The sequence below is a fragment of the Algoriphagus formosus genome, from assembly GCF_002807035.1.
Lineage (GTDB): Bacteria > Bacteroidota > Bacteroidia > Cytophagales > Cyclobacteriaceae > Algoriphagus > Algoriphagus formosus.
Genome location: NZ_NIUC01000003.1, coordinates 315,855 through 341,962, shown reverse-complemented (window position 1 = coordinate 341,962; position 26,108 = coordinate 315,855). Strand labels below are relative to the sequence as shown.

Here is a 26,108-nt window from a genome sequence, read left to right as displayed (position 1 = left end):
AGTTCTTGGCTGCTGTTTTTTCCAAGAATAGCTTCGAAATCACCTCTCCTTATATTCCTAAAATGAGAAAATTGAAAGAGATAAATTCATCTGAAAATCAATTAGTTGCCGATACTAGGGAAAGGGAAACATCATTCCATCAACTGACTTTCCTCATACTATTTTAGTATAGGATCCCCTAATATCGTTCAACAAAAACCCGAAAAACTATGTCGGCATCTCAACCCTTATCATCAGCACAAACCATCGCTTTGGTATTGTTGCGACTATTTGTGGGATGGCATTTTCTCTATGAAGGTGTCATCAAACTTTACACCCCCTCCTGGACGGCCAAAGGCTATCTGCTTAGTGCGACCTACATGGAATCTTTTTTCCATTGGCTAGGCAGCGATTCCATGATTTCGTTAGTAGACACCTTGAATGTTGCTACATTGATTTTAGTAGGTGCAGCCCTTATTCTTGGTTTTCGCACCAAGATCGCCAGTATCTTGGGGATCGGTCTATTGCTTCTCTATTATTTGGCACATCCACCCTTTCCGGGACATCCCCAAGGTATCACCGAAGGAAGCTATTGGATCATCAATAAAAACCTCATTGAGGCAGTAGCCTTAGTAGTGATTTACCTATTTCCTACCTCGATGAGCTTTGGTTTGGAAAGATTATTCCATAAAAAAGAAATCAAAACTCAATCCACTTAAACCCAAAGAAATCATGTCAACAGATAAAAAACTATTTGGTGGATTTTCAAGAAGAGACTGGCTAAAAAGTGTGGCAGGTCTCCCAATTTTGGGCTCTGTTTGGGCAGCCGGATGGGATACTACCGAAAAATCAAAACTTGAAAAAGAACTGCTTTTAGAAAGATTAAACATCAAAGCCAGTCCACCGCCACCCTCGGGATCCATGGAAGGAAACCCGGTTCGAATTGGATTGATTGGCTTTGGGATACGCGGAGAGCAATTGATGCGGGCCTTGGGATTTGCTACCAATGAATGGTTGGAAGCAATGGCAATATCCAGTCAAGAGGACCCAAATGACAAAAGACTAGAAGACTTCAAAGCTCAGGAAAACCTCAATGTCAAATTGGTGGGAGTCTGTGATATTTTTGACGTAAGAGCTGAGGATGCTCTTCGCTCTTTTAATACTCCTGATAATCCCTGCAAAAGATACCCGACTTATTTGGACTTAATTCATAGCGGAGATGTAGACGCTGTAATCATTGCTACTCCAGATCATTGGCATGCTCCCATGGCGCAGGCAGCAATTGAAGCGGGAGTTCATGTCTATGTAGAAAAGCCCATGACCCATACAGTTTCGGAGACTTATCTACTACGGGATGCCGTAAGAAGAAATCCAGGGGCTGTACTCGCTGTTGGACATCAGCATCGACAGACTTTAAGCTTTCTGACTGCCCAGGATGCCATTTCTAAAAATACCCTCGGTCACATATCCCTTGTTGTCACCAACACAAACCGAAACGACGATAATGGAGCTTGGCAATATAGAATTCACCCCGATGCTTCTCCAGAAACCATTGATTGGAATGCCTTTTTGGGGAATGCCCCTTTTGTTCCATTTAACAAGGAGCATTTCTTTCGCTGGAGAAAATGGTGGGCTTATGGTTCTGGACTATCCGGAGACCTATTGACCCATGACTATGACCGGATTAATTGTGTTTTGAATATGGGAATTCCAAAATATGTAACTGCGTCCGGAGGAGTATACACCCATCGAGATGGCAGGAATGTACCGGACGTCATGCAAGTGAATATGGATTTCCCTGAGTTTAGCTCCGGATCCAGTCAGGAAAGTGGAAAAGAAAAAGGAATGAGCCTAGTTTACAGTGCAACCTTGGGGAATCAATTTGACCGGGGCACTGTACTCATGGGGCATGATGCCAGTATGGAACTTGGAAACATCCTGACTATCTACGCTGATCCTCGATCTACCCAATACAAGGAAATGATTCAAGATGGAAGGATTGATCCGGCCGTTCCGATCTATCAATACGACCCAAGCGCAAATGGAGTAGATGCTGTCACCTCGGCCACTGCTAAGTATTTTGCCAACAAAGGATTGCTGTGGACTTACCGAGATGGAAAGCGGGTTGACTCAACCTTCCTTCATATCCGGGAATGGCTCAGCTGTATTAGAAATGGTGGAAATCCAAGCTGTGGTATAGATGAAGGATTTGAAGAGGCAATCACCGCTCATATGGCAGGCTTGTCATATAAAACTGGAAGAAGAATGGAGTGGGACGAGGAGACAGAAAAAATCATCACCCTCCCAGAAGAGGAATTGGACGCCATTCTTCTAGATAACTCGGTAAGCTATGTCAGCTAGTCAATTTTAATTCGTCGTTTAGTACTTACAATAAGCCGCCAACCCTAGAGGCTGAACTAACATTCAGCCTCTTTTTATTACCCACATTTTACGAGGACGGTTGGTTTATTTCGAAAATTGCCCCGATTTTGAAGCCCTCCTTTCAAATTGAGACTTGATTAACCAAGGAATTTTGGAATGGAATAAAATCATATTTAAAAAGCCTACTCTCACATGATTCAATTAATTGAAAATGCCTTTCAATTCCCTTCACGAATAGCTGTTTTAGATCAAGGGCAGCACCACTCTTACCAACACTTATTGGATAGAAGCGCAGTGATTGCCAGGAGTCTGCTCGCTACGCAAAGGGATTTGAATCAAGAAAGAGTAGCTTTTATCATCCCCCCTTCTTTTGACTACCTGGCTGTTCAGTGGGGTATTTGGCGGGCAGGCGGGATTGCGGTGCCACTCTGCACCTCTTACCCTATACCTTCCCTAGAATATGTCATTGATGACACAAAAGCCAGTTTTTTGATCGTAGCTCCAGAGTTTGAAGACTTACTTTCTCCATTGAGAGCTCGGGAGGATTTAACCTATCTATCCAGCAAAGATTTCGATAATCAGCCATCCTCTCATCTTCCTGATATTGACCCATTGAGAGGAGCTATGATTTTATACACGAGTGGCACCACGAGTTTACCCAAGGGAGTGTTAAGCTCACACCAGACCATCACCGCCCAAATCAAAAGCCTGGTTCAAGCTTGGAAATGGTCAGAAAATGATCACATTTTATCGATTCTGCCTTTGCACCATGTACATGGAATCATCAATGTCAATTCCTGTGCTTTATGGTCAGGTGCAAAAGTTCAGTTTTTACCTCAATTCGATGCTGCAAAAGTCTTTGACATCTTCAATGAAGGTAAGGTAAATGTATTTATGGCTGTGCCTACGATCTACTTCAAATTGATCGCTTTCTATGAAACTCTATCAGGCTCCGAGCAGGAAGAAATACAAAAGGCACTGAAAAAATTTAGATTCATGGTCTCTGGCTCTGCTGCTTTGCCGGTTTCTGTCATGGAAAAATGGAAGGGAATTTCAGGCCACACTTTATTGGAGCGATATGGAATGACGGAAATAGGCATGGCGATCAGCAATCCTTATGATGGAGAGCGAAGACCAGGCCATATCGGGCAGGCCCTCCCGAGCGTTTCGGTGAGAGTTTGTGATGAAGAAGGAAAAGAGGTCCCTCCAGGTAAATCAGGGGAAATCCAAGTCACGGGAGACACGGTTTTCTCTGAGTATTGGGGTAAGCATGAAGCCACCGCCAAAGCCTTTACCAAAGATGGATGGTTTAAGACCGGAGACATTGCTATTGTGGAAGATGGCTACTTTCGAATTCTTGGGAGAGATTCGGTAGATATTATCAAATCCGGAGGATACAAAATCTCAGCTTTGGAAATAGAAGAGAAAATCCGCGCACATGAGGCTATCAAAGATTGCGGAGTGGTGGGAATCCAAGATGAAGAATGGGGTGAGAAAGTGGTAGCCGCGCTAGTTACCGACCAAAATATTGATATTTCAGAATTAAAAAATTGGCTTCGAACGCAACTTCCATCCTACAAAATCCCCAAAGAATTTATCTTCTTGGAAGAATTGCCACGAAACGCACTCGGTAAAGTGACCAAAAATGAACTCAAAAAACTATTCTAAATCATGACTATTTACGGAGTAGCTCTTCTAGCCCTTGCCTTTATCCTAGGACAATGGGTGGGAGTGCTTTTGGGGGATTGGCTAGGAATCCAAGCAAATGTTGGTGGTGTCGGTTTTGCCATGACTTTCTTAATGCTTGGCAAGGAATGGTTGGTCCAAAAAAATCAAATGAGTCCAGAAATGACTGGAGGCATTGCTTTTTGGAGCAAAATGTATATCCCCGTTGTCATCGCCATGGCAGCCAGTCTGAATGTAAAATCCGCAGTTTCTTCTGGAAGTTTGGCACTGATAGCAGGAATAATTCCCGTTTTGGCTGGTTTCCTCATCTTTCCTTGGATTATGAAAAAGTTTCATCCTCGATACCATGGATAAGCTAGTTGAATTGATAGGAAAAAACGGGCTGATTTTTGGTTTCGTGGTCATTGGATTTGTTTTTATCATAGGCGATATTTTATCCAAGACTGTTTTCCGTTCTAAAATTCCCGGTTCTGCGGTTTCTATCTTTCTAGGCTTGGTTTTAGGCTACTTGGGAGGGCTTTGGACTGACGGAGAAAAGGGAATCTCTGATCTTTCACTCTTTGCCGGAGTGGGGATTTTGGGTGGTTCGATGTTTCGGGATTTTACGATAGTAGCCACCGCATTGGGAGCAAATTTGGAGCTTATCCGAAAAGCAGGTTGGTTAGGTTTAGTTTCCTTATTGATCGGTATAATCTTATTTTTCATCCTAGGAGTTTCGATAGCCTTTGCTTGGGGTATTCGGGACGCCGCTAGTTTGTGTACCATCGGTGCAGGTGCTTGTACCTACATCGTCGGTCCGATCACCGGTGCTGCTGTTGGCGCTTCGTCGGAGGTAATTGCCTTGAGTATTGCTATCGGCGTTGTAAAAACCATCGCTGTTACAATTTTCACCCCTATTGCAGCTAAAAAAATCGGACTCTTTAGTCCAGAATCCGCCATGGCATTCGGAGGAATCATGGGGACTTCAAGTGGGGTAGCTGCAGGGTTAGCCGCAACTGACCCCAAACTAGTTCCTTATGGTGCCGTAACTGCCACTTTCTACACGGGCGTTGGTTGCTTACTTTGCCCCTCTCTTTTCTATCTAATTCTCACCTTCTTTTTCTAAGACAAATGATTTAATAGATAGATCTAGGCTTTGTCTAACTTAATCACCAGGAGAAATTATTTCCCCAAGAAAACATTCACTCCTATCCCTACTTCCAAGCCATGCATCCTGTCCTGTAACAGACCAGGCCGAGAAATCGGAAGCCAATAGTGACTTCTCAAGAATAACCCAAGACGCTTGGTCATCAAATAGTTGGTACCGATTCCTACTTTCAGGTGACTGAGGTTGAACTCGCTGGAACTAGTACTTCCATATTGGTATTCGACTTCCGAAAAATTTTCAAACTCATAAGTAAAGTCCTGTTTTGAGAGATAATTACCCATTAGCGCGAAACTACTTTCAAAGCTAAATCCGCTGTAATACAAGCTTCTCCACCTAAGTTCTAGTGGAAAAAACCACTGCCTGTTGATGACGTAAATTTCATCCAAGGAATTAATATCGGAAGGGATATTGGGAAGCTCATTTACTACTGAAGATGGCAGAGAGAGGATTTCTTCATCGTCCAGTTCGCCTTCGACATTATTTCGAATAGCTCCGAGGTAAACACCCCAGCCACTTTCCCATTCGAGACCCAAATGAATGTTTTGTTGGAAGGGGGTATAGTATTCCACCAAATTGCTGATCGGGAAAAGCAAGGACCCACCCAATTCTAGATGAAGCATGGGCTTGCTTTTTTCTGGTACAGGAGCCTGATTGAGATTGCTTGTATCTCCTTCTACGAGTTCCTTTTCGGATTTGAAAACATATTTTTCCTGAGGAGCTACCGATGGAGCAGCCATACTTCTTCGTACTGGTGTGGAATTGGCTTGCTGCTGAGAATTCATGTCAGGCATCACAGCATTTCCCGTCTGCACTTTTAATTCCCCAATGGAAATTTGGCTTGAATCTACCTGAGATAACTTAGGCACAAACTTGACTGCTTCTTTAATTGAAGAAGAGTCTGTACTATTCTGTTGATCAGAAATCCCTTTCTCTTCTTTTCCAAATTCAAAATCATTTTTGGTTTGCGCCGTGGATGAATTCCACGTTTCAGAAACTGGATTTTGAAAATTAACTTCATTGGAAGAACCTAAACCAAAGGCTGATTGATAGCTTTGAACTTCATTCAGATACACCTTCTTGTAAACATAAACTGTATCGACCACATAAACCGTATCTCTTCTAAATACCGTGTCTGTAGCAGAAAGTAAGGGTTTAGCCTCCATCTGAGCAACCTCCTGTGAAGTTTTTTCACCCCACTGATGCCATGCAAGGGAAGTGAGAAAGAGTACCGATGCAAACAAATACGGCATACTCCAATGCTTCCAAAATGGAATAGCGGGAGGATTCAGAAGCGGAGCAAAACTCTGCCACGCCTGATCGGCCTCATTACCGGAAACTTCCTCCAGTTTAGCTTTTATGTTCTCTTCAAAATTATCTCGCTTATCCATGATTTTGCTGCTTGATAATGTGCTGATTTGCCAATGCTTTTTGCAGTTTTGCTTTGGCCTTGGAATAATTTGACTTGGAAGTACCTTCGGAGATTCCGAGTTCCTCGGCGATTTCACGATGATTGTAACCTTCTACGGCGTAGAGCGAAAATACCATCCGGTATGCCGGTGGCAACTCTTGCACTAGTGCCAGAATTTCATCTGCACTGATTTTTTCCAGAATGCCTTCGTCGAAAATCATTGCGCTCTCCTCTCCTTCGTAGTCCGTGTATCTATCCTGATAGCGCTTGAGTCGGCGATAGTGATCAATCGAGGCATTCACCATGATTCTTCTGATCCAACCCCCAAAGCTGAGTTCGGGCGAATACTGATCCAATTGCCTGAAAACTTTCAGCATACCCTCATTGACCACTGATTGGGCTTCGTCCAAATCACGCGTGTAGCGTTTGCTGACGGAGATAGCTAAAGGGTAGGCAAGCTTAAAAAGCCTTTCCTGGGCTTTTCGCTTACCATTTTGGCAGTCTCGGATCAAATCCTGTAAATCCTGTGAGTTGGGTAGATTCATTTCAAGGGTATCACGATCAAATGTCTATAAAGAGTTGCCTCACCTTCTCAAAAAAATATTTCTACCCCCAGGCAACGCTTTGATTTACTTCCATCGTAATGAAAGCAAAACAGACTAATTGCACATACTACCATGAAAAAAACCTTTTTGTTTATCGCATTCATCAGTTTATCACTGACTAGCCTAAAAGCTCAGGAAGATCCGGAGACACTCTTCGATGGCAAGCTTTCATTCTCCAACTTGGGTGTATTTGTAGACCCAGGATTTCAGGCGACCCAGGTGGCAGGTGAAAACACCGGCTACTTTCTTTTCCGAGGTGGCATGACCTTTGGAGACAAACTAAGCCTCGGAGGCTTCTATGGACAAATGGTCAACGATATCCGTCCAGCCTCATTCGAAAACATTCTCCCAGCACGTGCCCATGTGGATTCCTACCAGGCCGGAGGTTTTATCGAGTACACGCTCCAGGCATCTAAAATGGTCCATCTGACATTTCCTCTTTCCTTCGGAATAATGGAACTCGAGGTAGATGAAGAAGGTAGAGATTTCGATTATGAGGAAACCAAGACCTTCTTTGTCGAACCCGGTGCTCAGGTAGAGGTAAACCTTCATCGCTTTGCACGGCTGCATGCAGGTGTGGGCTATCGGGTGATGACCGGATCCATCGAAGATTTCCCAGGAGTCCCTGAGGCAGGCAATGCCCTGACCTTCCAAATCGGACTAAAAATGGGCGTATTCAACTTCAACCAACTTAAAAACCGATAAAATGAAACGACTATCTCTTTTTATTCTACTGCTTGGATTGTATTCCTGTGAGCTAGACGGAAATAGCAGCTCCAGCACCTCCGATATTGGCGCAGAGCAACTTCGCAATGATCTGAATATTACTTCAGGGCTAAGAATCGTGCAGTATATCGACGACGGAGAAGATGAGACAGATGATTTTGACGATTTTCTTTTCCGCTTTTCCACAGACGGGACTGTCACAGCCACCCGGGGAAATGAAGTCGTGGAAGGATCCTATCGCGTTTTCAGAGACGATGGGCAGACTGAGTTGGAATTGGACTTTCCATCCACCTCAATTCTGGATGACTTGGATGATGACTGGTATTTCAGAGGAAAAGCCAACAACCGACTGACCTTCGAAGACGACGACGATGACAACGATTTCGAAAGGCTAGTATTTGAATTCTAAACCATTCTATCTCCTTTATTCGACAGCGGTCAGATTTGGCCACTGTTTTTTTATGGGTACTTCCCAAAATTTCTATCTTCGCTGATATGAATAAGCTAAGCAAAACGATTCCTGGTCTGATCTTAATTTTTCTACTTCTCCCCTTCTTTGGGAATGCTCAAACCGTCTGTACACCCGAATCCCGTGCTCGACTGGAGAAAGCCCTTGCTTTGCTACCGACTCTTGATGCCAATTCATCAATTAATGATCTGGTTTTTGACATCGGTAAAAGCTTTATGGGTACGCCCTACGTGGAGAAAACCCTGGAAATTCCCGGTCCTGAGCAATTGGTCATCGACTTGCAGGGGGTGGACTGCACTACCTATCTGGAAACAGTGGTGACCTTGGCACGAATGGCCAAAGAAGGGAAGAACGATTTTGAAACCTTTGAAAAGGAACTGGAACTCGTTCGGTATCGAAGCGGTAAAAATGAAGGCTACCCCTCTCGATTACACTACTTTTCGGATTGGATTGCAATCAATGAAGAGAAAGGAATTTTGACAGATATCACTGAGCAAATCGGTGGAATTCCCTATGAAAACAAGCCAACATTTATGACTGAAAATCCTCAGTTTTATCCCCAGCTTAGCAATCGGGAAAATGTGGAGCAATTGCAAAACATAGAAGCTTCGATAAGACTTCGGGATTATTTTTTCATCCCAAAAGACCAAATCAGTGCTCATGAAAATCAAATCCAATCTGGAGACTTGATCGCGATCACTACCTCAATTTCTAATCTGGATATGGTACACGTGGGTTTTGCTGTGGAGCAGAACGGTCGAATTCATTTGATGCATGCGAGTTCGGCTAATCAAGAAGTAGAAATCTCCGAAAAGCCCCTGCATGATTATTTAGCAGGCAATAGAAGCCAATCCGGAATTATGGTGGCCAGACTTAAGTAATTAACCCGAAGGGCAAAAACCCAGTTCTATTTTGCTAAAGATATATTTCCATTGTATTTCACCCGTATTTCCTCCAACTTCTAACTCCCCACCTTCCTTCTTCCCACTTCCTACTCCCTTCTTCCTACTCCCTACTCCTCTCACCTCATCTTCGAAATCCCCACATAATAATCCGGATCCACCTGAATGGCTGCCTCCTTTTTGACCTGCAATTCCTGCCAAGCTGTATTGGGCTGAAGTCTGATTTTTTCTTCTCCAATCATAATATCCACAGGCATATCGAAGGAAGGCACACAGCTAGTCCAGCGGTAGTTGAGGGTTTTATTATCTGAAAAATAATACTCCAAGACCGGAATAGCCGTTTCTCTCAGATACTGATCAAAAAAGGGCCTTAAATCCACCCCTACCTGCTGGGAAATATAGTTTTCGACTTGTCGAGTTGATACGGTTTGATGATAAAACTCCTCATTTAATCCCCGAAGAATACTTCTCCATTTTTCATCATCCTCAATGATTTCCCGAAGGGTGTTGAGCATATTACCTCCCTTGTAATACATATCTCCCGAGCCCCTTCGATTCACCCCATAGATCCCAATGACAGGAATTTGATTAGCAATATTCATTCGGGTTCCTCGCACATATTCCTGTCCTGCCTCTTTTCCAAAATGGTAGTCCAAAAAGAGACTTTCAGAGTAATTGGTAAAACTCTCATGAATCCACATATCGGCCACATCCCGATAGGTGATATTATTTGCAAACCACTCATGTCCAGCCTCATGGATAATGATAAAGTCAAATTTCAATCCCCAGCCTGTTCCGCTGAGATCACGGCCCAAATAGCCATTTTGATAGCCATTGCCATAGGTGACGGCACTTTGATGCTCCATGCCTAAGTAAGGCACCTCAATGAGTTTGAAACCATCCTCATAGAATGGATATGGACCAAACCAATACTCAAAAGCCTCCATCATTTTTATGGCATCCTGAAATTGCTTCTCTGCTCTTTTTAGATTTTCTCGAAGCACGTAATAATCCATGGTCAAAGTGCCCTTTTCACCTTCATACTCTTCCCCAAAATGTACATAGTCTCCGATACTGATATTGACTCCATAATCATTGATGGGATTGGAGACAAACCAATGGAAAGTTTTGGTGGTCTCATTTTCATCCACCTTTCGAAGTCGACCATTGGAAACATCCATCAGGTCTTTGGGTACCGTCACCGAAATCAGCATACTATCCACCTCATCCGCAGGATGATCTTTGGTTGGCCACCAGATACTCGAACCGATACCCTGATTGGAATTGGCGATGAAATGCTTGCCATTGGAGTCTTTTTGCCAGGTAATCCCCCCATCCCAAGGTGGACGGACGGCTACCTTGGGTTTTCCTTCGTAGAAAATTTCTAGCTCATTGAAGGCTCCTTTTTCCTGACTTTTCTGAAGTGAAATAAAATGCGCAGCGCCTTCCCGCTTAAAGGAAAGCTCCACCCCATCCTGCTTGACTGCAGTGATATTCAATGGCTGCTGCAAGTCAATTTGAAGTGTTTGAGCAGGTTCTTTGACTTGATAGCGTACTAGATTTTTACCCTGGATAGCTTGTGTTTTGGGAAAAACTTCCACCGAAAGATGATAGTAATTCAGGTCCCACCATGCTCGCTCTGGAGTAATACTCCCTCTTAAAGTATCTGCTCGAGTAATGACATCCTGCGCAAAAGCAGCGTTAAACAACCCAAAGATCAAAGCCATACAGCCGATCCATCTCAAAAAGCCTTTTCTTATAGACATAAACTAATTCCTAATTCCTAATTCCTAATTCCTAATTCCTAATTTTCAATCCCGGCTTAAATCCCTCCTGGAGGACAATGTTTCTTCAAGAAGTCTGTGTACAATTTTCGCAAGTGAGCATTGGTTCCCATCCCTTCAGAGATAGAATGCGAGCGATTCGGATAGGACATAAACTGAAATAATTTTCCATGCTTGATCAATTCGTTGACCAGCATATCCGCATTCGCATAATGCACATTGTCATCGGCAGTGCCGTGGATATAGAGGAGGTTTCCTTCCAAGTTTTTGGCATGGGTGATAGGTGAACCAGCAATAAAGTCCTCTAGGTTTTCCTGAGGCAATCCCATGTAGCGCTCCTGATAGATATTATCATAAGTCAACTGATTCGCAACGGCGGCAATGGAAATACCGGTTTTGTAGATTTCAGGGTATTGGAAAAGTAAGTTTAGAGTTGCTGAACCTCCACCGGACCATCCCCAGACGGCTATACGCTCGGGATCTACATAGTCCCATTCCAAAATCTGTTTGGCAGCTTCAGCTTGATCTGAAATATTCAATCGCCCGATCTTTCGATAGATACTTTTCCGCCATGCCCGACCTTTCGGAGCAGGTGTTCCGCGATTGTCCAGGGAAATATAGATATAGCCATCCTCGGCCATATCTCCATCATAAAGGCGATTTCTACCTACCCCATAGGTATCTTTGACATTCGCTCCCCAAGGCTCTGTATAGACATAAAATACGACCGGATATTTTTTCGTGGGATCAAAATTGGTTGGCTTGACCATCCAACCGTCCATTTCGGTTCCATCATCCAAAGTCACGGTAAAAAACTCCATACCCGTATCATCAGGCTTTTTTACTGAGACTCCCATCTGTTCCCCCATCGATAGGAAATCATGATCAGGAAGTGAAATCCAATCGGTGACAGATCGCGTGTAGTGATTTTGACCACGATAGAGGGCAAACTTACCCGAGGGTGAAATCTGATAATCGTGGGTCCCCTCCCAAACTGGAGGAGTAAGCTTTTCAGCTTCTCCACTACCATCCCAACGCGTTCGGTAAAGATACTTTTGGGTGGCATTATCAGGGGAAGCGTGGAAATAAACCCAGCCTTCGGCCTCGTCCACATGCAGGAGATTTATCACATCATATTCTCCGCGAGTGACAAGCTGCTCTTTTCCATCCAATCCAATTCGATAGACATGTCGCCAGCCGTCTTTTTCTGAGAGCCAGACAAACTCCTTTCCTTCGCTTACCCAAGGAAATCGATGTCGATAGGTCAAGGCATATACATTGTCCCAAGTAGACATCACATCGATCCAAGCTTCATCCATTTCTTCATGGATTACCTCCGCTTGATTTTGAGGTACATTCACTGCATAAACCTTCGAATGATTTTGCTTGCGATTCAATTGCTGCACGAGCAATAAGTCAGGGTTGTTCCACTCCATCCTCGGCAAATAATGCTGTGCCGGGTCCCCCGGAATATTCAACCAAGTAGTTTTTTGACTGGAAAGATCAACCACACCAATTTTTGCAGGAGATGGAGACTCCCCTACTTTGGGGTATTCCACGGGAATGATTTGAGAATAAACCGAATCGGTATTATTGATCATATAAAAATCCCGAATCTGATTGGCGTCCAGCTGCCAATAAGCTATCTTCTTGCTATCCGGGCTCCATTGAAATCCATCTCTACAGGCAAACTCCTCTTCATAGGCCCAGTCAAAAGTGCCATTGATCAGCTTGCGGTTTCCATCGGTAGTCAAAGCGGTAATTTCCCCACTGTTTAAATCCTCTACATAGAGATTGTACTCACTGACATAGGCGGCCTTTTGGCCATCCGGAGAAATCTTAGCAAAGCGAAGCGAGGACTCCGGCAAACCCTTCCCGATTTGCTGAAGCTTTTTGCTATTCAAGTCCAAAACCCAATAGTCACCTTGGGTATCCAATCGCCAAACTCGCTTGGTATTGGTGTAGATCAAAACCTTATCTCGATCTTGGGAAAAAGAGAAGTCCCGAATCGCCAAAGGCCTTCCTTCCGGCGTTTGAAGCCAAGAAGATGGAATAAAAGTTTCTGGAGTATTTTCTGGTAAACTATACTTTAAAATACTGTTGTTTTCAGCAACGAAGTAAGTATTCCCATCCAAAGACCATTGCTTAGTTTGGGCTTTGGATAGGTTGATAAGAAAGCACAGATTAAGGAAAAGGATCCCTAGTCGGAGGAGGATTGATTTTTTCATAGGGGAAAATAAGCCTAAAAATCAATTCTCTCAAGATTCTAGCAAATTATAGAATCCTGTTCAATGAAATTTGCTAGGTCCTAACTCTCACATACTGCCGATCTCTGAATCCATCCAGCTGATACGGTCTGTCAAAAATGATTTCAAATTTGAGATTGACTCCTCGTAATTGACCCCAATTCCCTGATCCCATTTCTCATAATTCCGTTCAATAGCACCATTTTGGATCAATTGATTTACACTGGAATCTACGATCCCCTGAATATTGGATTCACTTAACGGTCCCTTTCTGAAGAAAGCCCATCGTTCTTTTAGTTCTTGTTTGAAAGTTTCATCCTCAAGCAATTTAGACCACCAAAAAGGAACCATCCAAGGATCTTCACCTACATAATTATTGTAATTAATCACCCAATCATTAGCAGGAATCCTTTCACCTTCATCAAACCCAATATTGAAATCCCAAACGGGGCCCATAGCCAATTTTCCATCCCGATCTTTGGTGAGGAAGGTACTAATCCGATATGCATCGACATTCCTGCATAGTTCATTGATAATAAAATAATCCAAAAATGAATTTAACTCTATGTATTCCAGATAATTAGGAGCCTGACCGGGAATTGGTTCCTCTAGAAGTGAATGTTCGAATTGGTTGATATAATTTTGAATAAAGGTCTTTTGGTCGGCAGTAAGGTCCTCCGCTTTTGGGTACTCATAGTTAAAATAAGTCTCTTGAAATAGCATAGGATGGTAGGGCGCTCCAAAAGGAGAAAAGTCCAAGAGCTGACCGGAAATTCCGAAATCACTTCGAAAAGAATTGAATTCGGTGTAGCGGGCATCATCTTCCCAATTTCCCATGAAATAGGATAAGGGCTTACCGTCATGTTCGGGGCCAGCATCCGATTTGTCTATTTTGAGAATATATCCTCCTGAAATATTTTCAGATGAGGGTTTCAAGGATTTAATATCGATTCGTTCTGAATCTCTTTTCAGCTTTTCGCAGAAATAATAAACACCCAAATATTCTCCGTTGACTTCTACTTCAACAAACAAACCCCTACTGGCATACTTTCCGATTTCTAAAGAAAGGCGATATGCTACATGGTTAAAAATCAAGGATCTATCCCATGCATACTTTTCTTGGAGGTTGACCACATGTCCTATCAATCGCCAATCCTCTTCCTCGGGCAATCCAAAAAAAGAAACATCTACATCTTCACCACTTTCATCTATGGTTTCAAAGTTGAAGGACTTTTTATCTGACAATCGAAAAGAAGTTTTGCCTCGATATTCGATATCAATGCGTTGCTCTTGAATGAGTTTCTTTTGTTGATAAATTTTCATCCTTGCAGGAACTCCAGGCTCATAGGGAATTTCGCCATCTGTAGTGATTACCAAGTATGGGATTTCAGAATCTCCCATATCGATGGCGAACACTTGTCCATCATCGGATTTGGGTAAAAGAACCTCAGTTGGCTCTTTGCAGGAGATGAAAGAAAGAAAAAGGAGGAATAATATGGTGCTTAATTTAATTCTCAGCATTTGTAACGATTGATATTAGGACAGCCCGACTAAAATGTCGGCAGGTAAATTAATTAAAAAGAACTCTTCTTTTTCTACTCGGCTGCCTTATTTCGATTCAAACCCTGAATGATTGATCTTATGATCACCCAAAAAGAGTAAACTTTCCTAAAGATGAAATTTGATAATCATAAGCATCTTCCCTAATCAGAGGAAAAAGTGTCTTCGCATACATTCAAGAGAGTTCAGAATGAGCATTTTTGGGTAGTTTTTTATTTAAAAAAGTGATAATAGTACAATTCTGGAAAAGCCAGATCTAAATCTCAACGACCAAAATCATCCTGCAATCTGACAATATCGGCCTCGTCAGAAGGGTGATTTGAGTCGGTATGCTGCCAGATCTCAGCTACTACTCCCCAATCATCCAAGCCGATCAATCGATGACGCTCGCCCTGGTGCAATTTGATTTTATCACCTTTAGCTAAGGTATTTGTATCACCCTCCTCATCAGTCAAACTTGTAGCCACGGCAACTTTCCCCTCTATACATCTCCAGATTTCAGCGCGTCGAAAATGATACTGCCAACTCAATCTTTTTCCGGGAGCTACCAGCAAAATCTTTGGACTGAGTTTGCCAGAAATATTAATAGAGTCAAAATCTTCTTCCGGAAAAAAATGGCTTGCAAATTCCTTCGCTTGACTTTCATCAATCACCAAAAATCCACCCCAGGGCCTTTCTGAGTCCTCTTTGACAACAGTAAATCCTAAATCAGAAAGTTGAGATTTGGCTTGGGAAAAAATAGCTTCTTGTGACTGCATAAAATAATTCTTTCAAATACTCGAAGTCCAAAAATAAAGATGGAAATTAAAAAAAGGCCATTTTTTCATAGGAAATAGATGCAATTCTAAAGAAGAAAGCCCAAAGGCAGAACCTAAGGGCTTTTCATGCGCAAATTAAACCAAAACTAATCACTTGATCGCGATGACCTTAGGGTCAGGAGCGGCCGTCAAAGATTTGAGGAAAGCTACAATCTTGTCGACTTTAGCATCATCAAGTTTCTTTCCCAATTGTGTCTGAGCCATTATTTGCACGGCATTTCCCAAACTATCCACACTTCCATCATGGAAATAAGGATAGGTTTTTTCGATATTTCGAAGGCTAGGAGACTTAAAAAAGTACCGATCAGATTCACGTTTGGTGATATCATAGAGTCCGTTATCTATTTTCTCACTTCCTGTCAAGGTCCAGTAATCCTCATAGATTCCAAACTTTTGAATCATACCTCCACCTAAGGCCACCCCACTATGGCAAGTCGTACATCCTTCTTCCATAAAAATGGTCAACCCTTCTTTTTCTAGTGCGGAAAGCTTGGAATCATCACCATCTAAATAATCGTCAAATCTGCTTCGTGGATTTAATCTTCTCTCAAAAGCTCCGATGGCATCTCCAATATGATCAAAAGTCAAAGTCTCATGAGTTTGCTCCCCATAGACCTGCGCAAATTTTTCAACGTATTCCGGAATAGTTTTTAGCCGCTCAACAAGAAACTCTTCTGAAGGAATATTATGCTCCACAGGATTCAGGATAGGCATTCCTGCCTGTTCCTCCACATCTTTGGCTCTTCCATCCCAAAACTGCTGCTTATGCATATAGGCATACAAGGTGGTCGGTGAATTTCTTCCTCCTAATTCATGGGTATCACCCGGCGAGGTCGCTAAATTATCTACCCCGTAGGTATCAAGATTGTGGCAGGAATTACAGCTGATATTTCCATTTTTTGAGAGGCGTGTATCGAAATAGAGCATTTTTCCGAGTTCAACCTTTTCATAAGGGTTCGGACGATATTCACGAGGAGTAACGGATTGGAAAGTTTCCTGGGCTTTTTTCATCAACTCAGGCCTAAGTGGATCATCCGATTCAAATACTTGGTTATAAATAGTTTGGGTTTCTTTTTGACAAGAAGAAATAAGTCCCAAGAGCGAAAATAAAAGGATAAGGCGTTTCATTTTTGAATAATTTTTCTCAAAAATCGGCAGCCGTCAGGACTTCAATGGTGACCTGAATCACTATTTAAATTCAATAGATTTTATCTATTGATCATTCAAGTCTTATCACGGATAAGTGTGATTATTTTCATTTTAAAAAAAACCAGTACTTTCACTTTTGCAAAGAATCAACTAAAACACATGCTTTCTCAAATCGGAAAATCAGCTTCCAAAAAAGCCATGAGAGTGGATCTGGAAATCTACTATGAAGCCATGGAAAACCTTTATCACCCAAAGGATAATCCAGAAGGAACTTTTCCGATGAATATTGCAGAAAATCATCTTTGCTGGGATCAGCTACGGGAAAGAATCCAACAGGTAACCCGTGATAACGACATTCCCGAATGGGTCGCGAGTTACACGGATCCTGCCGGAGCTCCGAGCTTCCGGGAAGCTACAGCAGGATTTTTGGGTAAGTTTTTATTTCACTGCCCTGTTGATCCCGAAACCATTGCCTTTTCGGGAGGTGCTACTTCGGTAATAGAGATGACTAGTTTTTTGATTGCCGAACCGGGAGAAACAGCTGTGATTCCCGCACCAAGCTATCCGGTGTACACCGGCGATATTGGCACACTTCCCGGTGTGAAGCGATATGATTTGCAGCTACCGGGAGATTTCAGCAAAAGCGAGTATGATTTTGATTTAGAGCTTTTAGATACGGCAAAAACTGAGATTGAACAGGCTAGAAGTACTTTTCGAATGCTCATTCTGACAAGTCCTGATAATCCAACATGTAGAATCTATCGCGAGTCTGATCTGAGGAAAATCGCTGAGTGGTGCATGGATAATGAGGTCCATCTGATTGTCAATGAAATCTATGGACTATCACAACTGGATATCACACATCCTGATCTCAAGTCTGAGTATGAGCAACCTACGGCTTTTGTTTCCTTCGGCAAAATCATGGAAGAGTTCAAAAGCCCTTTCCTACATTTCTGGTATTCCTTTTCTAAAGATTTTGGGGTATCGGGATTTCGAATAGGCCTCCTTCACTCACACAATATGGATTTGATCCAAGCTTATCGAAATGCCGGTTTGGGTCATTCTATTTCTAACTACACTCAATGGGTGATGCAGGAAGTCCTGAATGATCACACCTTTCTTTCATCCTATTTCAAGGATTTTCAAAAGCTTCTTACTGAAGCCTATCTGGCTTTTACTAGAGGATTAAAAAAGCTTGAAATTCAATACAATCCTTCTAGGGGGAGCCTATTCGTATGGATGGATCTTTCCGAATTTTTGGAAGAAAAGAGCGAAGCTGGAGAAGAGAAGCTTTGGCTAGAAATCTACCATCAAACAGGTATTTTGCTAACGCCCACACAGGGTTTTGGGCATTCTCAGAAAGGATGGTATCGTGCAGTGATTACAAGCATTCACCCCTCAGAAATGGAAGTTGCATTAGGTAGGATGGAAAAATTCGTTCAAAAGAAGAGAAATGCTTAATTCCCGAAAAATGAGATTTTATTTCAGTTTATCCATTTGTTTTTTATTGGTTTCCAACTCCTATGGACAGGATTTTCAGACTATTCTTGAAAATGAACTCAATGAAAACTTACCTGGAATATCAGTCTGTATTCAATCCGTTGATAAGGTTTTTTCCTGGACAGGAGCAGCTGGTTTTGCAGATCAGGAATCAAAATCACCATTGCGATCGGATCAGACATTCCGCATAGCCAGCGTCACCAAAACCTATGTGGCAGCCGGGATTCTACGGTTAATGGAAAAGGGTTATTTGAGTTTGGAAGACCCTATATCAAAACATATCTCCCCAGAGCAAGCAGAAATTCTGTCGGAAGACTACGACCTAGACCAAATCACCATTCGGCAGACACTGAGGCATTCCGCAGGTTTTTTTGATCATACGAATGCGCCTGACTTTTTCAAAACCATTCTGGAAAAACCAGATCATCAATGGACCAGAACAAGTCAAATCAGGCTTGGAGTAGAACAGGGCGATCCTGTAGGAGCTCCGGGAAAACAGTTTAGCTATTCGGATATGGGTTATGTGATTTTGGGAGGAGTCATCGAAAAATACACTAACAAATCCCTGGATGCCGGCCTCAAAGAACTTTTGGGCTTAGAGAAATTGGGGCTGGATAGAACAGACTTTGAAGGAGAAGACTCCCTGACTGATCAGCTTAGAATTCATCAGTATTTTCAGGGAATGGACACCTTTGGGTGGAGTCCGTCTATAGATTACTACGGCGGTGGTGGTTTTCTTTCTACTACCTGTGAATTGGTGGATTTTTTTCAGGCACTATTTCAAGGAAAGGTCTTCGAAAACCCTGAGACTTTGAATATCATGTTGGAACCAGTCAGCTACCCAGAAAAGGCCAGTATGAATTATCAAATGGGTATGTATCAGGTAGAAATCAATGGAATGAAAGCCTATACCCATACCGGATTTTGGGGTACTCTGGTACTTTTTATTCCTGAGAAAAATCTATTTATGGCTGCGAATTATTCCAGTGTATGGAGAGGCGGAGCTGTGGCACCTGTTTTTGAAAAACTACTGGAAGAAATTACAAATTAAATATGTACTAAGCGGTCAATTGACTGTCCGAAAACAGAACAATTCAAGCCGGTTTAATTTTATAATCAACTCATAAATAAGCGATTACTTATTTGGCATTTCGCTTGTTGATTATTTATCATGCTAAACTTTCTCCTTTGGTTGATCCTTTTTGTGATTTGCTGGCCAATAGCAATCATTGCCTTGATATTGTACCCCATCGTGTGGTTACTTCTCCTCCCCTTCCGACTATTGGGATTGGCTGTGGATATTTCCTTTGATTTGGTGAGGAATATCTTTCAGCTTCCTTTCAGGATGATCGGGATGAAATAAAAAAGCCTTGATCCTTGTCTTGTTGCGGATCCAGATTGATCATCCTTTTAACGCTTCAGAACCAATGGTCAACATTATCGGGATTCGATCTCTTTTCTTCTCTGTTTAATGGCTTCGGCTCGCTCCTTATTTATTCCCCAAACTTTCCCAGCCTCAGCATCTTCCAAAAGCTGATTGATATAGCCTTGGCTTAATTGATTCGAGTCCTTGTATTTTTCCCGAAGGGCATCCAATCTTTGATGCAAATCAGCCTTGATCTCTGCATAAGCAGGATCGTTGTACACATTCTTCAATTCCATGGGATCGTTTTTCCGATCAATCAACTCCCACTCATCTTCTACAAAGTAATAGTGAATCAGCTTGTAATCCTGTGTCACAATGGCGTAATGGCGATTGACCATATGCTCTGCCGGATATTCGTAATAATGGTAGTAGACGGCATCCCGGGTCCATTGATCTTCATTTCCGGTAAGCAAAGGTATCATGCTTTCACCTTGCATTTCATCTGATGCGGGTATTCCCGCAGCCTCCAAAAATGTCTGTGCAAAATCCAGGTTTTGTACCAAAGCATCTGATTTTGTCCCAGGTTTCACTTTGCCTGGCCAAGCCACCAAAAGTGGGGTTTTGAAGCTTTCATCGTAAACAAAGCGCTTGTCATACCAGCCGTGCTCACCCAAGTAAAAGCCCTGATCAGAGGTATAAACGATGATGGTATTCTCCATCAAATCATTTGCTTCCAAATAATCCAAAAGCCTTCCTACATTTTCATCTACTGCTTTAATGGTCCCAAGGTAATCCTGCATGTAGCGCTGATATTTCCATCGCATCAGCTCTTCATCAGTCATTTTTGGATATTTCTCGATAAAATCGGCACTGATAGGGTCATAATACTTTTTGAAGTTCTCAGCCTGGGATGGAGTGAATCGTTTGATTTGATTGATAAATCTGATGGTATCATAACCTCCGACATCTGCAATTCCCAGTTGCTTAAGTACCTCCGGCTTGAGTTTATTGTCACCTGACCAACCCATGTGATCCAAGATATTCATTTCAGCCTCAGCAGCGGGTGATGTACGTCCAGAGTAATGGTCAAATAGCGTAGCCGGCTCGGGAAAGGTCCTTTTCGTGAATTCTTCCATATGACGCTCTGCCATCAGCCAAGGCCGGTGAGGTGACTTGTGCAGATACATGAGAAGAAAGGGATCTTCAGGATTTCTTTCTTTTTCCAACCAATCCAAAGTCATATCTGTGACTATGTCGGTCACATAGCCTTCCACCTGAATTCTCCCCTCATTTTTGGTAATGAAATCAGGATTGTAATAAGATCCCTGACCCGGTAAGATTTTAAATTGATCAAAGCCTTTGGGATTATTTCCAAAATGAAGCTTTCCAAACATAGCTGTCTGATAACCAGCATCCTGAAAGAGTTGCGGAAAAGTCACATTGGTGGTATCAAAAGGAAAGTGATTGTCAATTTTTCCATTGAGATGAGAATGCTTTCCAGTCAAAATCGTAGCTCGACTCGGAGCACATATCGAATTGGTCACAGAAGCTTGGGTAAAAAGCATCCCCATTTCTGCGATGCGGTCAATGTTTGGCGTCTCAATCAAATGATCACTATAGGCCGAAATCGCCTGATAGGCATGATCATCGGACATGATAAAAATGATATTGGGACGATCTAGAGCAGAGCTTTGCTCCTCTGTTTTACAAGCTGATAAAAGTCCTATTCCCAATAAAACGCCAAAGGCAACTCGCAATTTTTTTATGAGTCTCATGTTTTATCAAATGCTTATTCCTTCTCAGTGCTGAGCTTTCTATCCTTGAATATTTTATCCAAGAGATCCGTGTTTTTCCCTCCTGCGTAGGAATTGTTTTTTTGAAGGTAATCTAGGTATTCTTGCAGGTAGCGTTGAGAAATCTGAGAGTTGTCTCCATACTTTTCGCGCAAGCTATCCAATTTCTGATGCAGCTCTTCTCTGATCTCAGCATATTCAGGATCATCATAGACATTTTTCAACTCCATGGGATCATTAATCCGGTCGATCAATTCCCACTCATCGGTATCGAAATAATAATGAGTCAACTTATACTCCTTGGTCACAATGGCATAATGACGCTTTACCATGTGCACGGAAGGATATTCGTAATAATGATAATACACAGCATCCCGAGTCCACTCCCCTTCTCCTGTCAAGAGCGGTAAAAGGCTTTCACCTTGCATATCCGATGGAGCTTCGATTCCTGCTGCTGCCAAAAATGTCTGCGCAAAATCTAAGTTTTGAACCATCTCATCCGATTTTGACCCAGCAGCTACTTTTCCAGGCCAGGCCACCAAAAGCGGGGTTTTGAAACTTTCATCATACACAAAACGCTTGTCAAACCAACCATGCTCTCCCAAATAGAATCCCTGATCTGAGGTGTAAACGATGATGGTATTTTCCATCAAGCCATTTGCCTCGAGGTAGTCAATCACTCGACCTACATTTTCATCCACTGCCTTGATCGTCCCCAAATAGTCCTGCATGTAGCGCTGATATCGCCACTTCATCTTATCCTCATCCGTCATGGTAGGATAGGCTTTCTTGAAATCTTCAATCACCTTATTGTAAGACTCATCCCAAACGGCTCGTTGCTCCGCATTCATTCGCCCTACCTCACCTTCAAAGGCTGCCTTATCCCAACCAGAAGTTGGCTCCAAGCCCAATTCATCCATCACTTCAGGTGTGATTTTTGAATCGCCGGCCCAGTGCATGTCTTTGAGCAAATTCATCTCCGCTTCTTTGGCAGCACGGCCACGGCCTGAATAATCATCAAAAAGGGTAGCTGGCTCAGGAAAGGTTCGCTGAGTAAACTCTGCCACATGTCTGCCTGCAGGTAGCCATTCCCGGTGTGGGGCTTTATGCAAATAAAAAAGCAAGAAGGGATCTTCCTCTTTTCGCTCATTTTGTAGCCAGTCTAGGGTCATATCCGTGATAATATCCGTGACATAGCCCTCGACTTGAACTCTACCATCATTCTTTGTGATAAATTCAGGATTGTAATATTTCCCCTGACCTGGTAAGATTTTGAACTGATCAAAGCCTTTTGGATTGTTGCCAAAATGAAGCTTTCCAAACATGGCTGTCTGATAGCCAGCATCTTGAAAGAGTTGGGGAAAAGTCACATTGGTAGTGTCAAAAGGAAAATGATTATCCACCTTTCCATTGATATGAGAGTGCTTTCCTGTCAAAATCGTAGCTCTACTCGGAGCACAGATCGAATTGGTTACCGTGGCATTGGTAAAAAGCATTCCCATTTTTGCAATCCGATCAATATTGGGCGTCTCAATCAAGTGATCACTGTAGGCGGAAATGGCCTGATAGGCATGATCATCTGACATGATAAAAACGATGTTGGGACGCTCGGGGCTTCTCTCTTGCTTGCAGGAAAAAGCCAAAGTCAGGATTAAAAGACTTCCAATGAGGGCAATTGGTGATTTCATATGATTTGAGTTAGCTTTTCTAAGGTAATCATCCTAACTGCAAGGAGGAATACCAAACCCCGATATACTAGGCATCCAACACCATAATGAGTTCAGGAAAAGGATCGTGTGATTTTTTTCTTTAAGGAGCTTAATAAGTCTGGGGCTTGGAATAAAAGTAAAAAACTTCAGCTATGAATTGAACCCATTCATAGAATTTCACTGTAAATGAAAAAAGCCACCCTGAAAAATCAGAATGGCTCTTTAAGAAATTTTTGTTGCATTTAGAACTTCAGTCCGAATGTGAGATAGAATGTTCTTCCATCTGCAGGCATAATTCCAGGACCTGGATATCCACCTGCTCTGCGAGTGAAATACCGTTCATCAGTTAGATTATTCACTCCAGCTTTCAGGCTATGCTGCTTCCAAATATTCCAGGAAGCTGAAAGATCTTGTACTTGATAGGAAGGGATCAATCCGACGGTAGCTGCTGCATTAGGAGCAAGGGTATTTGAAGCGTCAGAATATGCTTCTCCTATATCACTCAACTGCCAAGTCATGGAAAATTTGCCCAAGCTGTAAGTTGCTCCGTACCGATTAATTTTTCTTGGTGCATTCTCAACCTGGTTTCCTTTGAGGTTCCTTTCTACAACTTGCCCATCATTGACAGTTTTGATCTCAAAGTTTCCATAAGTTGCATCAATGAATGCTAAGGATGCAAATAAATGAAGGTAGCCAAATCGAGAGCTCTCAAAAATCGCTGTGATAGGATCAAACTCCACATATCCCTCAAAGCCTTGGCTGATGGAATTTCCCAAATTTGTACGGAATTGATAGATACTTCCATCCTCTCTAGCTTGTGCGATAGTCCCAATTCTATCTTCATAATTAAGGCGAAAATAACTAACATCGAAATTAAGAGAAGGGAAAATAGAACCTCTTAACCCCAGGTCAAAGTTATACCCTTTTGAATCCTGCAAATTTGGATCGATCACATCCGTAGTTGCAGGAGGGGTAAGATCAGAAATCAATACAGGTCGATACGCTTGAGAAAAGTTGGTATAAAACTCAGTACTCTTGCCAAGATGGTATTCAGCACCCAAGCCTAGTAAAACGAAACTCCTTGTTCGCTCAACTGGATCTAAAAATTGGGGAACACCGTTGACCAGATTAAATTGACCTTGGTTTTCAGAACGGATATTTTCTAGACGTATACCCGCTGTGAAAAGAAACTTCTCATCTAGACGAAACACATTCTCTGCAAAAGCAGCAATGTTACTGTTGCTGTAATCCAACTTTCTACTGTAGTCTCCATTTGGCACGGAAAAATCCATATCCGCAGCACTTGTACCAACCCCTCTTTGATTTCGGTCAATATTTCCATTGAAATAGCGAACTCCTGTCATGAGAGTCTGTTCTTGACCAAACAATTCATAGGTCGAACTGAGACGAATTTCTGAACCATAAGTGGTGTAAAAGTCCCGATCAACTTGACGATTACCTAAATCATCTTCCTGATTAATTGGACGCATGAAACCCACACTATTCCTCTCTGCAAAGGTGCCGAACACTTTCCAACTCACCTTTGTGTTTTGAGAAAATAGGTATTCTGCGGAAATTGAAGGAATAAACCAAGGAGTATTAAACCAATTTCGACTGCGTGTGCTTTGTTGGGAATCATCTTCAAACTGAGCATCAGTCAGACCACCTGGCTGCTGAGTCTCGGTGGTCATGTAGGTCATTTCATAACCTAATTTTAGTCGATTACTGGCCGCATAGTTGATTTCCAAATGAGCATGGTCAGTATTGAAAAAACCATTTTCTCTCCATCCATCCCCTCTCCTTTTTTGATAATAGGCCGTGTAATTCCATTTCCCTTCAGTTCCTCCGATGTAATTGAAGGTGCTAAATAGCCCATTGCTTCCCACGGTATTAATTGATTCGGCTGTAAAACGAGTAGACTTATCTGGTTTTCTGAGCACAAAATTCATGAGACCTCCAAATTGGGGACCATATTGCAAAGAAGAGGCACCTCTGACAATCTCAATCTGCTCTACAACTTCCAATGGAGGAGTAAAATACGCTTCTGGATATCCCATCGGATCAGGAGTAATATCATAGCCATTCATTCGTACATTGAATTCCCATGAACGATTAGGGCTTAATCCTCTAGAAGCAACTCCTAGTTGGATCCCCGATCCATCATTTTCCCAAATAGAGATTCCTGGTGTTCTCCCAAAGACCTGCCGACTATTATTCATCGCCAGATTAGCATCAATTTCAGCGATTCGAATCACTTCATTTTTTTTACCGGCATTGATTCTGAAATCAGAAACTTCAGGTAATCTACCCTGGCCTAAAATTCCACGACTTGCTGAAACACTGAATTCAGAAAGTAATAAATCATCCTGCTTTAAAAGGATATCGAGTTCTTTGACCTCTCCCGCTTCTATCGAAAACTCCTGAGACCAATTTTGAAAACCTATTAAGCTGACTAATAATTGATAGGTTCCTTGAGGAAAATCCTTCAATTCATACATTCCTTTCAAATCTGACTGAACTCCCCGTACTGTACCCTTTAGATAGATAGAAGCACCCTCAATAGGAATTCCATTTTCGTCAGAAACCTCACCTTTCAAAATATTCTTCTGCGCAAGACCTTCTACTGAGAATAATATTGCAAATATTAAGAACCCGTATACAAATTTCATTTACTAATTTTATTTGGATTGATTTAAAATAGAGCCGCAAACTTACGCTAGCTGATTTTATTGAGCAATACTTATTTGGAAAAAATCCAAATAAAATTAACGCCTATTATATAACACTCAGAAAATGAATTCAATACATTTCTTCGGATATCCTATCCCCCTTTCTAGACAAGGAGCTTTTAAAAATGATGTATATTAAAATGATATTTT

General features: G+C 42.2%; 21 protein-coding genes. 11 read left to right on the top strand and 10 right to left on the bottom strand.

The window, feature by feature from the left end; translation table 11 throughout:
- Positions 1 to 209: 209 nt before the first annotated feature.
- From CDH51_RS16930 to madM, 5 genes are all read left to right on the top strand, one after another.
- Positions 210 to 698: a DoxX family membrane protein gene (locus CDH51_RS16930; RefSeq protein ID WP_100629724.1), complete on the top strand. Its 489-nt coding sequence runs from the start codon at positions 210 to 212 to the stop codon at positions 696 to 698.
- Between the two features lie 13 nt (positions 699 to 711).
- The gene (locus CDH51_RS16925; RefSeq protein ID WP_100629865.1) at positions 712 to 2,340 is read left to right on the top strand and encodes a Gfo/Idh/MocA family protein; all 1,629 of its coding nucleotides are present in this window, start codon (positions 712 to 714) and stop codon (positions 2,338 to 2,340) included.
- A 213-nt stretch (positions 2,341 to 2,553) separates the two neighbouring features.
- Positions 2,554 to 4,029 (top strand): acyl-CoA synthetase, encoded by a 1,476-nt coding sequence (locus CDH51_RS16920; RefSeq protein ID WP_100629723.1) that lies wholly within the window; start codon positions 2,554 to 2,556, stop codon positions 4,027 to 4,029.
- A 3-nt stretch (positions 4,030 to 4,032) separates the two neighbouring features.
- Entirely contained in the window at positions 4,033 to 4,401 is a 369-nt protein-coding gene (madL, locus tag CDH51_RS16915) for a malonate transporter subunit MadL (RefSeq protein WP_100629722.1), read from the top strand.
- Entirely contained in the window at positions 4,394 to 5,152 is a 759-nt protein-coding gene (gene madM, locus CDH51_RS16910; RefSeq protein ID WP_100629721.1) for a malonate transporter subunit MadM, read from the top strand. Before madL ends, madM begins: the two co-directional genes overlap by 8 nt.
- A 56-nt stretch (positions 5,153 to 5,208) precedes the next feature.
- On the opposite strand, the gene CDH51_RS16905 is transcribed toward madM, so the two are convergent.
- Both CDH51_RS16905 and CDH51_RS16900 read right to left on the bottom strand, forming a co-directional pair.
- Positions 5,209 to 6,582: a hypothetical protein gene (locus CDH51_RS16905; protein WP_100629720.1), complete on the bottom strand. Its 1,374-nt coding sequence runs from the start codon at positions 6,580 to 6,582 to the stop codon at positions 5,209 to 5,211.
- Positions 6,575 to 7,147 carry an RNA polymerase sigma factor gene (locus CDH51_RS16900; protein WP_100629719.1) on the bottom strand — a complete coding sequence of 191 codons (573 nt, stop codon included), beginning with the start codon at positions 7,145 to 7,147 and terminating at the stop codon, positions 6,575 to 6,577. The genes CDH51_RS16905 and CDH51_RS16900 overlap by 8 nt, the downstream gene beginning before the upstream one ends.
- A gap of 132 nt (positions 7,148 to 7,279) precedes the next feature.
- Here CDH51_RS16900 and CDH51_RS16895 point away from each other — a divergent pair, with 132 nt between their 5' ends.
- From CDH51_RS16895 to CDH51_RS16885, 3 genes are all read left to right on the top strand, one after another.
- Entirely contained in the window at positions 7,280 to 7,912 is a 633-nt protein-coding gene (locus CDH51_RS16895) for an outer membrane beta-barrel protein (RefSeq protein WP_100629718.1), read from the top strand.
- Position 7,913: 1 nt separating this feature from the next.
- Positions 7,914 to 8,342: a hypothetical protein gene (locus tag CDH51_RS16890; RefSeq protein ID WP_100629717.1), complete on the top strand. Its 429-nt coding sequence runs from the start codon at positions 7,914 to 7,916 to the stop codon at positions 8,340 to 8,342.
- An 86-nt stretch (positions 8,343 to 8,428) separates the two neighbouring features.
- A complete protein-coding gene (locus CDH51_RS16885; protein WP_100629864.1) occupies positions 8,429 to 9,283 on the top strand; it encodes an N-acetylmuramoyl-L-alanine amidase-like domain-containing protein in 855 nt (284 codons plus the stop codon).
- 140 nt (positions 9,284 to 9,423) lie between these two features.
- Here the strand turns inward: CDH51_RS16885 and CDH51_RS16880 are convergent, their stop codons facing one another.
- The 5 genes from CDH51_RS16880 to CDH51_RS16860 form a co-directional block, all read right to left on the bottom strand.
- Positions 9,424 to 11,070 (bottom strand): M1 family metallopeptidase, encoded by a 1,647-nt coding sequence (locus CDH51_RS16880; RefSeq protein ID WP_100629716.1) that lies wholly within the window; start codon positions 11,068 to 11,070, stop codon positions 9,424 to 9,426.
- A 56-nt stretch (positions 11,071 to 11,126) separates the two neighbouring features.
- Positions 11,127 to 13,316 (bottom strand): S9 family peptidase, encoded by a 2,190-nt coding sequence (locus CDH51_RS16875; protein ID WP_100629715.1) that lies wholly within the window; start codon positions 13,314 to 13,316, stop codon positions 11,127 to 11,129.
- Positions 13,317 to 13,403: 87 nt separating this feature from the next.
- Positions 13,404 to 14,855, bottom strand: coding sequence for a CotH kinase family protein (locus tag CDH51_RS16870; protein WP_100629714.1), 1,452 nt, complete (start codon positions 14,853 to 14,855; stop codon positions 13,404 to 13,406).
- A gap of 302 nt (positions 14,856 to 15,157) precedes the next feature.
- Positions 15,158 to 15,652 carry a cupin domain-containing protein gene (locus tag CDH51_RS16865; RefSeq protein WP_100629713.1) on the bottom strand — a complete coding sequence of 165 codons (495 nt, stop codon included), beginning with the start codon at positions 15,650 to 15,652 and terminating at the stop codon, positions 15,158 to 15,160.
- 150 nt (positions 15,653 to 15,802) lie between these two features.
- Entirely contained in the window at positions 15,803 to 16,840 is a 1,038-nt protein-coding gene (locus tag CDH51_RS16860; RefSeq protein ID WP_100629712.1) for a cytochrome-c peroxidase, read from the bottom strand.
- A 180-nt stretch (positions 16,841 to 17,020) separates the two neighbouring features.
- Here CDH51_RS16860 and CDH51_RS16855 point away from each other — a divergent pair, with 180 nt between their 5' ends.
- The 3 genes from CDH51_RS16855 (at position 17,021) to CDH51_RS16845 (ending at position 19,724) form a co-directional block, all read left to right on the top strand.
- On the top strand, positions 17,021 to 18,322 hold the full coding sequence (locus CDH51_RS16855) for an aminotransferase class I/II-fold pyridoxal phosphate-dependent enzyme (RefSeq protein ID WP_100629711.1): 1,302 nt from the start codon (positions 17,021 to 17,023) through the stop codon (positions 18,320 to 18,322).
- 10 nt (positions 18,323 to 18,332) lie between these two features.
- Entirely contained in the window at positions 18,333 to 19,412 is a 1,080-nt protein-coding gene (locus CDH51_RS16850) for a serine hydrolase domain-containing protein (RefSeq protein ID WP_157807147.1), read from the top strand.
- Between the two features lie 120 nt (positions 19,413 to 19,532).
- Positions 19,533 to 19,724 (top strand): hypothetical protein, encoded by a 192-nt coding sequence (locus tag CDH51_RS16845; RefSeq protein ID WP_100629709.1) that lies wholly within the window; start codon positions 19,533 to 19,535, stop codon positions 19,722 to 19,724.
- Positions 19,725 to 19,798: 74 nt separating this feature from the next.
- On the opposite strand, the gene CDH51_RS16840 is transcribed toward CDH51_RS16845, so the two are convergent.
- The 3 genes from CDH51_RS16840 to CDH51_RS16830 all read right to left on the bottom strand — a co-directional run bounded on the left by CDH51_RS16840 (position 19,799) and on the right by CDH51_RS16830 (position 25,898).
- Complete coding sequence (locus CDH51_RS16840; protein WP_100629708.1) at positions 19,799 to 21,502, bottom strand: sulfatase family protein; 1,704 nt, start codon at positions 21,500 to 21,502, stop codon at positions 19,799 to 19,801.
- A gap of 14 nt (positions 21,503 to 21,516) precedes the next feature.
- Complete coding sequence (locus tag CDH51_RS16835; protein ID WP_100629707.1) at positions 21,517 to 23,208, bottom strand: sulfatase family protein; 1,692 nt, start codon at positions 23,206 to 23,208, stop codon at positions 21,517 to 21,519.
- A gap of 263 nt (positions 23,209 to 23,471) precedes the next feature.
- Positions 23,472 to 25,898 (bottom strand): TonB-dependent receptor, encoded by a 2,427-nt coding sequence (locus tag CDH51_RS16830; RefSeq protein ID WP_100629706.1) that lies wholly within the window; start codon positions 25,896 to 25,898, stop codon positions 23,472 to 23,474.
- Between the last annotated feature and the right edge of the window lie 210 nt (positions 25,899 to 26,108).

Coding starts and splice junctions, on each gene's coding strand:
- CDH51_RS16885 (WP_100629864.1), top strand. CDS start 8,429: ATGAATAAGCTAAGCAAAACGATTCCTGGTCTGATCTTAATTTTTCTA.
- CDH51_RS16835 (WP_100629707.1), bottom strand. CDS start 23,208: ATGAAATCACCAATTGCCCTCATTGGAAGTCTTTTAATCCTGACTTTG.
- CDH51_RS16875 (WP_100629715.1), bottom strand. CDS start 13,316: ATGAAAAAATCAATCCTCCTCCGACTAGGGATCCTTTTCCTTAATCTG.
- CDH51_RS16895 (WP_100629718.1), top strand. CDS start 7,280: ATGAAAAAAACCTTTTTGTTTATCGCATTCATCAGTTTATCACTGACT.
- CDH51_RS16880 (WP_100629716.1), bottom strand. CDS start 11,070: ATGTCTATAAGAAAAGGCTTTTTGAGATGGATCGGCTGTATGGCTTTG.
- CDH51_RS16930 (WP_100629724.1), top strand. CDS start 210: ATGTCGGCATCTCAACCCTTATCATCAGCACAAACCATCGCTTTGGTA.
- CDH51_RS16840 (WP_100629708.1), bottom strand. CDS start 21,502: ATGAGACTCATAAAAAAATTGCGAGTTGCCTTTGGCGTTTTATTGGGA.
- CDH51_RS16830 (WP_100629706.1), bottom strand. CDS start 25,898: ATGAAATTTGTATACGGGTTCTTAATATTTGCAATATTATTCTCAGTA.
- CDH51_RS16855 (WP_100629711.1), top strand. CDS start 17,021: ATGCTTTCTCAAATCGGAAAATCAGCTTCCAAAAAAGCCATGAGAGTG.
- CDH51_RS16845 (WP_100629709.1), top strand. CDS start 19,533: ATGCTAAACTTTCTCCTTTGGTTGATCCTTTTTGTGATTTGCTGGCCA.
- CDH51_RS16865 (WP_100629713.1), bottom strand. CDS start 15,652: ATGCAGTCACAAGAAGCTATTTTTTCCCAAGCCAAATCTCAACTTTCT.
- CDH51_RS16870 (WP_100629714.1), bottom strand. CDS start 14,855: ATGCTGAGAATTAAATTAAGCACCATATTATTCCTCCTTTTTCTTTCT.
- CDH51_RS16925 (WP_100629865.1), top strand. CDS start 712: ATGTCAACAGATAAAAAACTATTTGGTGGATTTTCAAGAAGAGACTGG.
- CDH51_RS16905 (WP_100629720.1), bottom strand. CDS start 6,582: ATGGATAAGCGAGATAATTTTGAAGAGAACATAAAAGCTAAACTGGAG.
- CDH51_RS16890 (WP_100629717.1), top strand. CDS start 7,914: ATGAAACGACTATCTCTTTTTATTCTACTGCTTGGATTGTATTCCTGT.
- madM (WP_100629721.1), top strand. CDS start 4,394: ATGGATAAGCTAGTTGAATTGATAGGAAAAAACGGGCTGATTTTTGGT.
- madL (WP_100629722.1), top strand. CDS start 4,033: ATGACTATTTACGGAGTAGCTCTTCTAGCCCTTGCCTTTATCCTAGGA.
- CDH51_RS16850 (WP_157807147.1), top strand. CDS start 18,333: ATGAGATTTTATTTCAGTTTATCCATTTGTTTTTTATTGGTTTCCAAC.
- CDH51_RS16860 (WP_100629712.1), bottom strand. CDS start 16,840: ATGAAACGCCTTATCCTTTTATTTTCGCTCTTGGGACTTATTTCTTCT.
- CDH51_RS16900 (WP_100629719.1), bottom strand. CDS start 7,147: ATGAATCTACCCAACTCACAGGATTTACAGGATTTGATCCGAGACTGC.
- CDH51_RS16920 (WP_100629723.1), top strand. CDS start 2,554: ATGATTCAATTAATTGAAAATGCCTTTCAATTCCCTTCACGAATAGCT.